The sequence below is a fragment of the Hallella colorans genome (assembly GCF_003096815.1).
GTDB classification, from domain to species: domain Bacteria; phylum Bacteroidota; class Bacteroidia; order Bacteroidales; family Bacteroidaceae; genus Prevotella; species Prevotella colorans.
The window spans coordinates 1-14,519 of sequence record NZ_QENY01000001.1; the positions used below are offsets into that span (position 1 = coordinate 1).

Annotated in this window: 8 protein-coding genes, 2 tRNA genes and 1 pseudogene; all 11 read left to right on the forward strand. The window is 43.5% G+C overall.

All coding sequences use genetic code 11. The features are described 5' to 3' along the window. Positions 1-406 (forward strand): annotated as a pseudogene (locus C7379_RS00005) (IS1634 family transposase); the annotation flags it as partial. Positions 407-966: 560 nt separating this feature from the next. Continuing rightward, positions 967-1,833: a KPN_02809 family neutral zinc metallopeptidase gene (gene ypfJ, locus C7379_RS00010; protein ID WP_116615418.1), complete on the forward strand. Its 867-nt coding sequence runs from the start codon at positions 967-969 to the stop codon at positions 1,831-1,833. Between the two features lie 204 nt (positions 1,834-2,037). Continuing rightward, positions 2,038-3,759, forward strand: a complete 1,722-nt coding sequence (locus tag C7379_RS00015; RefSeq protein WP_419185296.1) for a bifunctional metallophosphatase/5'-nucleotidase — start codon at positions 2,038-2,040, stop codon at positions 3,757-3,759. Positions 3,760-3,800: 41 nt separating this feature from the next. Continuing rightward, the gene (gene nudC / locus C7379_RS00020) at positions 3,801-4,673 is read left to right on the forward strand and encodes an NAD(+) diphosphatase (protein ID WP_116615420.1); all 873 of its coding nucleotides are present in this window, start codon (positions 3,801-3,803) and stop codon (positions 4,671-4,673) included. An 8-nt stretch (positions 4,674-4,681) separates the two neighbouring features. After that, positions 4,682-5,983 (forward strand): NCS2 family permease, encoded by a 1,302-nt coding sequence (locus C7379_RS00025; protein WP_116615421.1) that lies wholly within the window; start codon positions 4,682-4,684, stop codon positions 5,981-5,983. 77 nt (positions 5,984-6,060) lie between these two features. After that, positions 6,061-7,761 (forward strand): putative transporter, encoded by a 1,701-nt coding sequence (locus C7379_RS00030; protein ID WP_116615422.1) that lies wholly within the window; start codon positions 6,061-6,063, stop codon positions 7,759-7,761. A gap of 310 nt (positions 7,762-8,071) precedes the next feature. Further along, a tRNA-Thr gene (locus C7379_RS00035) sits at positions 8,072-8,144 on the forward strand. 70 nt (positions 8,145-8,214) lie between these two features. Next, positions 8,215-8,285 (forward strand) — tRNA-Gly (locus C7379_RS00040). Between the two features lie 392 nt (positions 8,286-8,677). Continuing rightward, positions 8,678-11,905, forward strand: coding sequence for a SusC/RagA family TonB-linked outer membrane protein (locus C7379_RS00045; RefSeq protein WP_116615423.1), 3,228 nt, complete (start codon positions 8,678-8,680; stop codon positions 11,903-11,905). Positions 11,906-11,923: 18 nt separating this feature from the next. After that, the gene (locus tag C7379_RS00050) at positions 11,924-13,534 is read left to right on the forward strand and encodes a RagB/SusD family nutrient uptake outer membrane protein (RefSeq protein WP_116615424.1); all 1,611 of its coding nucleotides are present in this window, start codon (positions 11,924-11,926) and stop codon (positions 13,532-13,534) included. Between the two features lie 31 nt (positions 13,535-13,565). After that, positions 13,566-14,417, forward strand: coding sequence for a hypothetical protein (locus C7379_RS00055; protein ID WP_116615425.1), 852 nt, complete (start codon positions 13,566-13,568; stop codon positions 14,415-14,417). The last annotated feature ends 102 nt before the right edge of the window (positions 14,418-14,519 follow it).

The window sequence follows — 14,519 nt, forward strand, 5'->3', positions numbered from 1 at the left end:
GATGATTCTCGTTGGGATGGTCTTAAAGGGTATCTCACCAATACAGATATACCAATACAGGACGTATATACAGCATATCACAACCTTTGGCATGTAGAACGGGCCTTCCGTATAGCGAAATCAAAGATAGAGATACGATCCCATGTTCCATTTTACACGCAAACGAATCGAGGCCCATATATGCATCTGCTTCGTGGCTTTGAAAGTATACAAAGAATTGGAGCGTATGTTGGAGGCCTCAGAGATTAGGATGAGCGTAGACAAGGTGCTTGCATTGGCAAAGACCATTACAACGATACAAATCAAGCTACCTCTGAACAAGGAAGTTTATACACAGACTATGCTGATGACAAGGCATCAGAAAATAGCTAAACTATTTGATGAGAATTTTTGGGTGACGCAATGACGAAGTCAGGAATGTGGACTTTTTATTAATCGGAAAATATCTAACAAAAACCCTCTCAGGATTGGCGTATTTGTAAACCATTGAGTGATTGCGTGCAAATTTGCGAGAAATGAGACTCTTTAGTAAAACGCTGATAATCAGAAATTTAACAAATAAAAAAGCCAATGCCATAAAATATGTTTGATAATCCGCATGCCTTTAATATCTCATCGCATCGCGAATAGAGCTTAATCGCACGCCGAATAAGGCCTCATTATGCCACAATAAAGCTCTATTCACACCTTGATTAGATACCATTTGTAAAATCAAGGGGCAAACACGACTCGTCATTCTTCTCACGCAGGGTGCAAAACCAAGATTTTATGCCATAAAAGGGCGTATTTTTACAGTCATCTTTTTGTGATTATTTTCACACAATAAGCTATGCCATGGGTGATATCTGCCCATTCGAACATATCATGATGACATGAGAAAAAAATCCATATTGCAATCTCTTTTACGAATAAAAACCCTAACTTTGCATAGAAATCTAAAAATGAGCATTTTATAATTGAAACATCATGAGGCTATCAGGCAGACGAGAAAGTAACAATGTAGAAGATCGTAGGGGTATAAGTGGCACTGCCAAAGCCAGCATAGGCGGCATAAGCGGTGTCATTGTTATAGCATTATTCACCCTTTTGTCAGGTGGAAACCTTGGCGATGTGGTGAACAACGTCTTCCAATCTGGCTCTATTAGTGAAGAAACACTATCAAATGACGGCCGCGGCCAACGTGAATTTACGGAAGAAGAACAAAAGTTGGCTAAATTCTCACGTCAGATTTTGGCTGGCACAGAAGATGTGTGGACTCAGCAATTCAAAAAAATGGGGCGTAAATACACCGTTCCTACGCTCGTGTTGTTTTCTGGCTCGGTGAACAGTGCCTGTGGGGGCGCAACGGCTGCCGTGGGGCCATTCTATTGCTCTGCTGACCAAAAATTATACCTCGATTTAAGTTTCTTGATGGACATGAAATCTAAACTTGGCGCTGATGGAGATTTCGCGTATGCTTATGTCATTGCCCATGAGGTGGGGCACCATGTGGAATACCTATTAGGTACGCTTGGACAAGCACACGAACAAATGAGCATGATGAACACGGTGGACGCAAACAAGGTGAGTGTGAAATTGGAGTTGCTTGCCGACTACTATGCTGGTGTGTGGGCACACTATGACAACAAATGGTTTAACAGTATTGAGGATGGCGATATAGAAGAAGCTTTGAGGTGCGCGGAGGTTATTGGCGACAATTACCTTCAGGAAAAAGCGCGAGGCTACTCGCAACCCGAGAGCTTCACCCACGGTACCTCTGCCCAGCGCATGAAGTGGTTCAAGCTTGGCTTGGAGACAGGCGACATGACACGAACGACATTTGATGAAATATGACAAAAGAACAAACAAGTTGGTGTTAAACTTCGCGTTCTATTCTTGAATACCTATCCACGTTTTACACCTTTTAATATATAGCTTTTTAAAAACAAGTATTGGGATGTGAAAACATCAACCTGAAAATATCAGGATGAGATATTAACACAACCCCATGTTGACGATGATCACACTACAATGAACAGCAAGTTAGTCGCAGCGAGCATGACAGCTCTCTGCTTGTTTACCATTAATATGACACAAGCCAGTACCAAACCTGTAACATTAAAGATCGTTGAGACCTCTGATGTGCATGGCGCTTTTTTCCCATACGACTTCATTAGACGACAGCCCAAGGCCGGCTCATTGGCGCGAGTGAGCAGTTATGTCAAAGGTCTTAGAGCCCAATATGGCCCAAATGTCATTTTACTTGACAACGGTGACATATTGCAAGGCCAACCTTTAACCTATTATTCTAACTATATAGACACCTTGAGTCATAACATTGCGGCCGAGGTGGTGAACTATATGAAATATGACGCTCAGACCGTGGGCAACCATGACATAGAGACTGGCCATGCGGTGTACGATAAATGGATATCCGAACTGAACTGCCCTGTTGTGGGAGCCAACATTGTAAGTACCTCCACAGGAAAACCATATGTGAAGCCATACGTCTGCATAGAACGCGATGGCGTGAAAATAGCCGTGTTGGGCATGTTGACACCAGCCATACCAAACTGGCTGCCCAAAAATCTATGGAGTGGACTTCGGTTTGACGAAATGGTGTCCACGGCAAGGAAATGGATGAAGGTACTGCAAGAAAACGAGAAGGCAGATGTCATTATTGGCCTGTTTCATTCGGGTAAAAATGGTGGTATCACTACCGATGCCTACAAAGAGGATGCCTCGCTAATAGTGGCGCGTGAGGTTCCTGGATTTAATATTATACTATTCGGACACGACCACACACGATACAACAATATCCTGACCAATGTGGAAGGCAAAAAGGTGCTGTGTCTAAACCCAGCCAACAATGCCATGACCGTGGCAGAGGCTACCGTAACCCTTCTGCCCAAAGATGGCAAATGGGCAGTTACGGCATGCGAGGGCAGGCTACATGACGTGGATGCCGAGCCAATAGACACAGATTTCACCAACCACTTCAAGTATTTTACGGATAAGGTAAACGCTTATGCCAACCAAAAGATTGGTGAGATCAAGAATACCATCTACACACGAGACAGCTATTTTGGAAACTCCGCTTTCAATGACCTCATCCTTAACCTGCAACTAAAAATAACTGGTGCCGACGTATCATTCAATGCCCCATTATCGTTTAACGAGTGTATAAAGGCTGGGCCTATCTACATGAGCGACATGTTCAACCTGTACAAATACGAAAACCAGCTATACGTAATAAAAATGACGGGCAAGGAGATACGTAAGCACTTAGAGATGAGTTATGATCTGTGGACAAACACCATGAAATCGGCAAACGACCACCTATTGTTGCTCGATAGTACCACCCGAGGCGACGCACAAAGATCAGGATTTAAAAACTTCAGTTTCAATTTTGATGCCGCTGCAGGTATAGACTACGAGGTAGACGTAACCAAGCCTAACGGACAAAAAGTGAAAATCATCAGGATGAGCGATGGAAAACCGTTTGATGAGCGCGCATGGTACACAGTAGCCGTAAACAGTTATCGTGCCAATGGTGGCGGTGAGCTGCTTACGCGAGGCGCAGGTATACCTCAAGAAGAGCTTAAGGACAGAGTTGTTTGGCGTTCTGATATGGATCAGCGATATTATCTCACAGAAGAAATTAAAAAGGCTGGGATACTGAATCCTAAACCCAACCACAACTGGCGCTTTGTACCCGAGAAATGGACCAAGCCCGCAGGCAAGAGAGATAAGATGCTGCTCTTCGGTGTCAGTGAATGAGTGTGTACTTGTTTCTGTATTAAGTGATAGCAATAAGAAAATTGAAAAAATATTATTTTATATTCAGCAAGACAGACTTGCTGCTTCAAAAACAAGAAGATGGCTCATTGTCTATCCCCTTGTGCGGGGACGTTCCGGTTGAGGTAAAACCGTGGACGCACATCATGGATGTGTCGCCGATGGATGATGGAACGCTGGTAAAAACCTTTAATATAGACAGCCCACAACAAATAACCATCACCGATGTAGTATTGCGCGACAGCGGTCACGAGTTTGTCGGGTTGCGGCAATCATATTATCATCTCTCTAACGAATTGTATCTCAAGGCTGGCAAGTGCAGCGAACTGCTATATTGGGATCGCAATACCCAGTTTTGTGGTGTGTGTGGCGCACCCATGCACATGCACACCGACATCTCCAAGAAGTGTTCAGAGTGTGGCAAGGAAGTTTGGCCACAATTGGCCATTGCTGTCATCGTGTTGATACATAGAGGTGACGAGGTGCTATTGGTGCATGCTAAGAACTTTAAATCAGACTTCTATGGATTGGTGGCTGGATTTGTGGAGACAGGCGAGACGCTCGAGGAGGCTGTAGCTCGTGAAGTGATGGAGGAGACCGGACTTACCATCAAAGATATCACCTATCAACGTTCACAACCCTGGCCCTACCCCTGTGGCCTGATGGTGGGATACACCGCGACTTATGTCTCGGGCGATATCCACCTGCAACGTTCAGAGCTTAGCAAGGGTGGATGGTTTCGATATGATGAATTGCCAAAGATACCAGAAAAACTTTCTGTTGCCAGAAAACTCATAGATCAATGGCTGGCATCTGTCAAGAAAACATCTGTTGATTTTCCTGAACCAACGATACGGTTTAACGAGGATTTGTCTTCTACAAAAATCAAACAATAAATAGCCCAATGCAACTCTTAGAAAAAGCACTCGGTTTTAACAATATCACCTCTTCACTGCGCACAGAGATAGTGGCAGGAGCCACCACTTTTCTCACCATGAGCTATATCTTGGCTGTCAATCCTGCCATCCTCGCCACAACAGGCATGGACAAAGGGGCTGTTTTTACAGCGACCGCACTTGCTTCTGCTATCGCGACACTACTATTGGCTTTTATGGCAAAACTACCTTTCGCCCAAGCGCCAAGTATGGGTCTGAACGCTTTTTTCGCCTTTACGCTATGCCAGGCTATGCACTACACATGGCAACAGTCATTGGCTATACTACTGATAGAAGGGCTGATATTTCTTTTCATCACGTTTTTCAACATTCGAGAGATGATACTCTACTCCATCCCCCAAAATTTGAGATATGCCATTTCGGCAGGTATCGGAATGTTCATAGCTTTCATCGGATTGAAAAACGCCGAGATTATCGTGCCCAAAGATGGCACATTCGTGGGGTTGGGCGAGTTTACGCCTGTCTCCATATTGGGTATAATAGCCATTATGTTGAGCGGCATACTGATGGCAAGACAGGTGAAAGGAGCTCTCTTTTATGGCATAATAATCGCTACGATAATAGGTATTCCGATGGGAGTGACAGTGTTGACTGACAATTGGATGCCTATATCCGCTCCACATAGCCTTGAATTGACATTCTGTCAATTTGATTTCAACGGATTGTTGAATTATAATACGCTCTTGGTGATAATATCATTGCTCATTGTTAATATATTTGACACTGTTGGTACGCTCGTAGGCTTAGCCCAAAAAGCAGGCTTTACACAGCCAGATGGTAGTATTAGCAGAGCTAAAGAGGCCATGATGAGTGACGCTATCGGTACCACGTGCGGCGCCATGTTGGGTTCGAGCACCATCACTACCTATATAGAGAGTGCATCGGGTATTGCCGAAGGTGGCAAAACTGGTATGACAAGCTTCGTAGTAGGTATGCTGTTCATGCTGTCTCTCTTTTTCTCTCCTATCTTCTTGCTCATTCCGGCAGCTGCCACCTCGGGTGCATTGGTACTGGTGGGCGTACTTATGCTCGACTCGGTGAAGAAAATAGACTTGAGTAATGTGGGCGAGGCATTTCCCGCATTCATAACGATGATAACCATGGTGCTATGTTATAGCATAGCGGATGGTATCTGCTTAGGTATCCTGAGTTATGTCATCCTAAAATTTTGCCTTGGCAAATGGCAAGAGCTTAACTGGACATTAATGGTACTCTCTGTGGTATTCATACTTAATTTTATATACGCTTAGCTGAAATTCCAAGATAAATTCTTTGCCATTAAACTTATATTATGTACATTTGCAAACTAAAATTTTAGCATTACAAAATGGACTGGTTAATCAATCTCTTTACCACACAAGACTCCATCGCACACATAGTTATGTTATATGCGATTGTAATATCAGTTGGAATTTTATTAGGTAAAGTAAAAATTGGCGGTATTTCGCTCGGTGTCACGTTTGTGCTGTTCGCAGGTATATTGGCTGGACATGTTGGCTTTACAGCCCCTACGAACATTCTTACATTTATACAAGACTTTGGACTTATCTTGTTTGTGTTCTGCATCGGATTGCAAGTGGGCCCTGGTTTTTTTGAGAGTTTCCGCAAAGGCGGTGTCACTCTTAACTTGTTGGCCACGTCGACCGTGATGCTGAACGTGCTGATGATGTTTGCTTGCTACTTCTTGTTTTTCGACACAAGCAACCCATTTAACCTTCCCATGATGGTGGGTACATTATTTGGAGCTGTCACGAACACTCCGGGATTGGGTGCTGCCAACGAGGCTTTGGGAGCAGTGTTTACAAAAGGAAACATTCCGCAGATAGCCAATGGGTACGCTTGCGCCTACCCGCTTGGCGTGCTCGGCATCATTGGCGCCACAATAGCTATAAGATATATTACCCGAACAAAACTCGAAGAGGAAGAAGCTAAGCTGGAAGAAGCTGAGGAGGAAAGTCCGCATGCTAAGGCACACGCCATGACTTTAAAAGTGACCAATCCACCAATAGCCGGCAGAAATCTTATGGAGATTTGCGAGTTTCTAAATCGAGACATAGTATGCTCTCGCATTTGCCATAATGGTGAGGTACATACTCCCAAACACGACTCGGTATTCAACATAGGTGACGAAGTGTTGATCGTTTGCGCGGAGGCAGATGCGGAGGCCGTGGAAGCATTTATTGGACCAGAGGTTGAGCCGGAGTGGGATATACACGAAGATATCAACAAGCAACACATGATCTCAAGACGTGTGGTGGTGACAAATCCAAAGATGAATGGCAAGACTCTGGGTAAAATGCACTTTTCAAGCGTGTACGGTGTAAATATCACGCGTATCTCTCGCCAAGGTATGGATCTCTTTGCTAGTAGGAACCACCACTTCCATGTGGGCGACAAGATTATGGTCGTGGGACGAGAAGACAATGTGGACCGTGTGGCTGAAATGATGGGAAACTCGGTCAAACGGCTTGACGCTCCAAATATTGCGACTATATTCATAGGCGTGTTGATAGGTATTATCTTCGGAAGTATTCCTATAGCCATTCCGGGTGTGCCCGTGCCATTAAAATTAGGTTTGGCGGGTGGACCGCTTATCATAGCGATACTTATAGGTAGGTTCGGATACCGCATGAAACTTGTGACATACACCACAAACTCTGCCAACATGATGCTCCGAGAATTTGGCTTGGTGCTATTTCTCTCAAGCGTGGGCATCAAGGCCGGTGCCGGATTTTGGGAAACTGTGACACAGGGAGACGGTTTAAAATATGTATATACAGGTTTTCTCATCACTGTTATACCTATTCTTATTATAGGGACTATTGCAAGGTTGAAATACAAGTTCAACTATTTCACTATCATGGGAATGATCGCAGGAACTTACACAGACCCACCAGCATTGGCTTATGCCAATGCCAGTTGCAGCAGAGAGGCGCCAGCCGTGGGTTACTCGACGGTTTATCCGCTCAGCATGTTTCTCAGAATACTGTCTGCCCAGATAGTGGTTCTCTTTTTCTGTGGAGCGTGACACAGAGAAACATCCAAGACTTTTGGGCGGCAAAAGCGCATGGTGTCTTGTAATATTATTTCATAACGAGACAATAGAAATTGAAAATTCCAAGAGCCAAAAGTATATGGCCAAAAGTTTTCCTCTATCGGAACGGCCATAGTCAATGGCTCTTGGAAAAGTGCTGAAAACAGGTATACAGTCTTCTGTGTTTTTCATTACTTTAAAGGCCCCTATTCGATACTGGCACAAAAAGACACGAAAGCAGAATGTTTTGTTTCCAATAATTTGGAGGATCAAAAAAAATATAATATCTTTGCACACGCAAATCGCCGATATGGCTCAGTTGGTAGAGCAACGCATTCGTAATGCGTAGGTCCCCGGTTCGAGTCCGGGTATCGGCTCTCTATCCTATGAGATGGATAGAAATTTTGAATATCAGACTAATATTTGTTGTTTCTATACTTGAAAATTGCGGAATTAGCACATCGGTAGTGCGCGGGCTTCCCAAGCCTGAAAGGCGGGTTCGACTCCCGTATTCCGCTCTTGATAGTCATTGATTAATGTTACTACCTAAAAGAAAACTTATAGTCAACCTATCCCATTACGTACAAAGCTTATTTTAATTACAGTCTTATTATTTTTTATAGGCAAAGAAGAGCATTTATCAAAGATTTTCATCTATTGTCCTTATATACTATTTCGCTACCTCCAAAATATCGGTTTCATTAAAGTCTAAGACTTTCCACTTTATCATAATACTATTCAATCTAAACTATTGAAAACCATGTTACAACTTTCAAAATGACAAAAAAAGGATAAAATTTAACATGTATTAACCACTCAAAATTTTTTTTTCTAAAAAAACTGTGGTACTTTTACAGCCAAATTTAAAGGATCAAAAACCTAAGTTTAATACTTTTACTAACTTAAATCTATGAAAAAAAGACTATTTTTGTCTATGCTATTCTCTTTTATTCTATCAGGGATAGCTATGGCGCAGTCAGAAATTTCCGGAACGGTTATTTCTAAAGACGATGGCGAACCTATTGTCGGCGCAACGGTACAAGTGATTGGTACTGGCGTGGGAGCTATCACAGATCTCGACGGTCATTTCCATGTAACACTTCCCAAAGGTAAAACAAGCCTTCGTATCTCATACGTAGGAATGGAAACAGTGGACTTGACGGCCAAACCAAACATGAAGATAACGCTTATACCTATATCTAAAGGTTTGGACGAAGTGATTGTTGTTGCGTATGGTACGGCAAAGAAATCTGCATTCACGGGCTCAGCAGGTGTGTTGAAAGAAGATGAAATCTCCAAAGTGCAAGTAACCAACCCAGTTGATGCGTTGCGTGGAAAGGTTTCTGGTGTGCAGATGACCCGTCAGTCAGGACAGCCCGGTGGATCGGCTCCGGCAATCCGCATTAGGGGTATTAGTTCAATCAATTCAGGAAATGCACCTTTGATAATACTCGATGGTGTGCCTTTTGACGGTGATATGAACTCTCTCAACCCTGCTGATATCGAAAGCGAAACTGTATTGAAAGACGCAGCTTCAGCTGCATTGTATGGTGCACGTGGTGCCAACGGTGTGATTATTATTACCACCAAAAATGGCCGGAAAGACCACGCTTCAATCACATTTGACGCTAAATGGGGTTCAAATAGCCGAATGCTGCCTGACTATGAATATATCAATCATCCTGCGGGATATTATGAAATGTGGTACAAAGGCTTGTACAACTATGCCATTGACAAACGCCAATCCTCACCTTTGGAAGCCTATAGATTTGCCAATGAGAACATTACCTCAGACAATAGCTTTGGTTTAGGATATAATGTTTATAACGTTCCAACCAATGAATATTTGATTGGTAAGAACGGAAAGTTGAACCCTAACGCTACATTAGGCAATGTAATTACAGCTCCTAATGGTACCAAATATATGCTTTATCCAGACAATTGGATAGACGCTATCTATAAAAACAGCATGCGTCAGGAATACAATTTGTCTGCAAACGGCAGCACGGAGAAATCAACCTTTTTTGGTTCGGCAAACTATCTCAAATATGATGGTATTTCTCCCAACTCTGATTACACCCGTTTCTCTGGACGTATGAAAGCGGATTATCAAATGAAACCTTGGTTGAAGCTCGGCGGAAACTTCAGTTACACACATTATAAGTCCAACTCTCTAAGAGATGGAGGTAAAGGTGGGGCTCCAGACAATGTCTTTGCCATGGCTTCCATAGCTCCTATCTACCCTCTCTATCTTCGTGATGAAAACGGCAATATCATGACTTTCGCTAATGGAGGAATACCTGCATACGACTACGGTGATGGTAAAACATTAGGCATACCAAGAGCTTTCTTGCCCAACGCAAACGGTCTTTCAGACAACTTGCTTAACCAAAACGGCGAAGAAGGTAACTCTTTCAGCGCCATTGGGTTCGCTGAAATACGTTTCCTCAAAGATTTCAAGTTCACTACAACCAACAGTGTGTTCGTCGATGAATACAGAGGAATAACCACGCACAACCCTTGGTTGGGTCACTATTCCGCCCAAAAGGGTGCAGTACAACGTTCACACAAAAGAACATGGAGCTACAACTACCAACAGTTGCTCAACTGGCATCACGAGTATGGAGCACATGAGGTTGAGGCGATGTTGGGACATGAGTATTATCGTGTACGAGATTACAACATATTTGGCGAACGCCAAAAAACTTTCTCAAACGAAAGTAGCGAGATGAACCAAGCTATATTGGTTATCGACACGGGCTCTTCTATGGGCGACTACAACACCGAGGGATGGTTTGGGCGCGTTCAGTACAACTATGACCAACGCTATTTTGGCTCGATGTCTTATCGTCGCGATGCCTCCTCTCGTTTCCATCCCAAACATCGTTGGGGTAATTTCTGGTCAATGGGTGGTGCCTGGTTGATGAGCAAAGAGTCTTGGATGAAGACCAATTGGATAAATGAATTAAAACTGAAAGCATCGTATGGAGAGCAAGGAAACGACCGAATCGGTAACTTCCGCTATGCTTATATGTACAACATTGTCAATTCAAACGGCGAGCTTGCCATTACACCTGCAACGGTAGGAAACGAGGAAATCACATGGGAAAAAGGTGGAAACTTCAACACCGGTATTGATTTCACGCTCTTCGGAAGCAGGTTAAGTGGTTCTTTGGAATACTTCTACCGTACCACAACAGATATGTTGGCTTGGTACACACTGCCTGGAACAACTGGTTACACAGGCTATTACAAAAACATTGGAAACATGGCCAACAGCGGATTTGAGATAGAACTTAACGGAGACATTATCCGTACGAAAGATTTCACATGGTCTGCACACTTGAATTTTACGACATATAAAAACCGTATCACCAAGTTGGCTAAAGAAAGCAAGAACGCTGTTGTAGACGGCGTTGAGGGTTATATGTCTGATGGTTACTTCTATGGCGAAAATCAGCCACTCAACGTATTCCGTATGTATCGCTATGCAGGTGTTGACCACAAAACGGGCGAGGCCTTGTATTACAAGAATGTTTACGAGACCGACGCTAATGGCAAGCGTGTGCTCGACAGCAAGGGGCAACCCATTGTGAAAGAGTTAACCACCGTAAAAACAACGGGTGACGCCGACTATTACCTCTGTGGCACATCACTGCCAGATGGCTATGGTGGGTTTGGTACATCCGTTAACTTCAAGGGATTTGATTTCTCCATTGACTTTGCTTACCAAATTGGCGGTCAATACTATGATGGAACCTATGCCAGCGCCATGTCGCTCAGCCGTGGCTACGCCTTCCATAAAGATATGTTAAAAGCATGGTCAGCAGAAAACACAGAATCGAACATTCCACGTATACAGTGCAATGACGAGTTCTCGACAGCTTACAGCGACCGCTTTTTGATCAATGCGTCAAGCCTGTCATTACAAAACATCACCTTGGGGTATACACTTCCGACTAAGTTAACCACTTCATGGGGTTTGGAGAAAATACGCGTTTATGGCGTTGCTGACAATGTATGGTTGTGGTCGAAGCGCCAAGGCATGGACCCAAGACAAAGCATTGATGGTACTGGTAACAATGTGAACTATTCACCAATACGTACCATTACAGGTGGTATATCGATCACATTCTAACTTAAAAAAATAAGAAAAATGAAACTTTCAAATATAATCACAAAAGCATTTGTGGGCTCGTTTATGTGCTCTTCGCTGCTCACAAGCTGTATAGACGAGACATTCCCAACGTCTCAAGCTACAAAAGACCAAGTTGGCAAATCGCCCACGGCAACCGAGGCGATGGTTAACGCCATCCCTGCTTATGCCAAAGCTGTATGGTGGTCATGGGACATTTCATACAGTTGGGGAATCGGTGCCATGATGCACATCCGTGATGTCATGACCGAAGATTTGGCCACCGTGGACAATGAGTTCGATTGGTTTTGGATGTGGGCAAACTGTACTCTCCTCGGTCAAGACAGACTTAGTACGCAATTCCTGTTGCAATATCCCTACAAATATATTTTGAACACGAACAATGTCATTGGAACCATCGACCCAAAGACCGCGACTGATGAGCAAAAAGGATATTTAGGCGTGGCGCAAGCCAATCGTGCCATGATGTATTTGGATATCGCTCGTATGTTCGAGTTCTTGCCCAACAAAGTGACAAGCAATATCAACGCTGACGGGAATGACGTTACCGGGCTAACCGTTCCTATCATCAAACCCAACATGAGCAATGACTCTGCGCGTGTGAATCCTCGTGCTACAAAGGAAAAAATGACTGCATTCATTCTTGAAGATCTGAAAAATGCAGAGCAAAACATCATTCATTTGAAGAGCACCCGTGGACAAACTCTCCCCGACTTGTCAGTTGTTTATGGTTTGGAGGCACGCCTCTACCTTTGGATGGGCGACTATGCCAATGCTGAAAAGGCAGCTCGAAACGCTATCAACAAAGCAAGCGTGCAACCCATGACAGAAAAAGATTGCCTTGATTCAAAAACGGGTTTCAACCAAGCTAACAAATGGATGTGGGCTGTTCAATACACCAAGGATGACGAAACGGTCAAAGACGGATGGCTGAATTGGACGTCATGGAAGAGCAACGAGATTAAATACGGATACCTCCAAAATCCATGTAAGCAAATGATTGGAAAGAGCATTTATGACAGAATCAGTGATACTGACTTCAGAAAACTGATGTGGAAAGCTCCAGACGATTCACCTTTGGCCGCTAAAAATGTCTATGTCGACGATCAGTTTAAATCTGTTCTTCCTACATACGCTTCCTTAAAATGGAGACCTGGAAATGGCCGTTTTGATGACATGATTACTGGCGAGTCTACCGCTTACCCACTCATGCGCGTTGAGGAAATGTATTTTATCGAAGCAGAGGCAGCCGCACATCAGGATATGGCACGTGGAAAGAAACTGATAGAAGATTTCATGCGTAACTATCGCGATAAGAAATATTCGGTCACGGCATCCACTAAAGACGCTTTAGTAGAGGAAATTGTTTTCCAAAAAAGAGTTGAGCTCTGGGGCGAAGGACAAACATTCTTCGATGTAAAACGTTTGAACTACTCCGTTAAACGTGGCTATCCCGGCACAAACTTCTATGAGAGATGCAGGTTTAATACCGACGGTCGTCCAGCGTGGATGAACATCGTGTTTGTAGACCAAGAGCAAATCAACAATAAAGCGCTTGTAGGATGGAACAATCCTGACCCATCCAACAAATACACGCCTTGGGTAAAGTAACTAACATTGTAACGTAATATCATTAGAAATTATGAAAAAGACATATCAAACCTTTAAGGCTATACTAATGCTTGTGAGCGTAGCGTTTCTCGCTTCTTGTGTTAATGAGTACGAGTATGAGCCTGCCGCAAAACCCGATAGCAGCGTTGCCACACAAAAGGCATATATTCTCACCGAAAAAACAGTCATAGACTTGGAAAATAGCGAACCACAAAAACTTGAGCTTACGGTGGGTCGTCCTGACGCTTCCACGGCCGCTGCCATTCATCTAATATCAAATAACAGCAAATTCAAATTGCCTCAAAGCGTGGAGTTTAAAGCTGGGGAAAAAACAAAGAAGATCAACGTCAACTTTGACATGCAACCCGCAAGCTCTGAGAAAGTTAATATCAAGGTGGATGATGCGCAAGCTTACGATTATGGTAACACCGAGCTTGACATCACCGTGAACAGATATATCCTGCACCATGCCAATTGGGACAGCTGGTATTATGGATGGATGTTCAAGAATATCAATGTTATGGAATTTCCTAAGGGTACTTACACCATTAAAGGTCTACATGCAAAGGCTGAATGGATTGACAGCGACATGGGAACCATTACTTTCTGGAAAGATGGTGGAAACATACTTCACATGAAGCCACAGTACATCCATAAGCAGAAATGGAACAACGATGGCATGAAAGATTTTTGGATTGTTGGTTTATTTGGTGATAGCAAGGAACTTTGGAAAAAGGCCGACATTGAAGCTTTGACTAAGGACGAATGTGGCAAATACCATCCAGATGATGACACCTTTGAGTTGTGGCTACACTGGTACTCGCCTGATTGGGGATGGTGGACCAACAATGAGAATCCAGAATGGATAGCGCTTTTAGACTAAAAAATGAGCGAAAAATAAAAAGATAACACTCGTTTTGTTTCTTTTATTAATTGCAACCCAATGGGCGGCGGAATACAGTTCGCCTACAAGCCCATTGGGTTT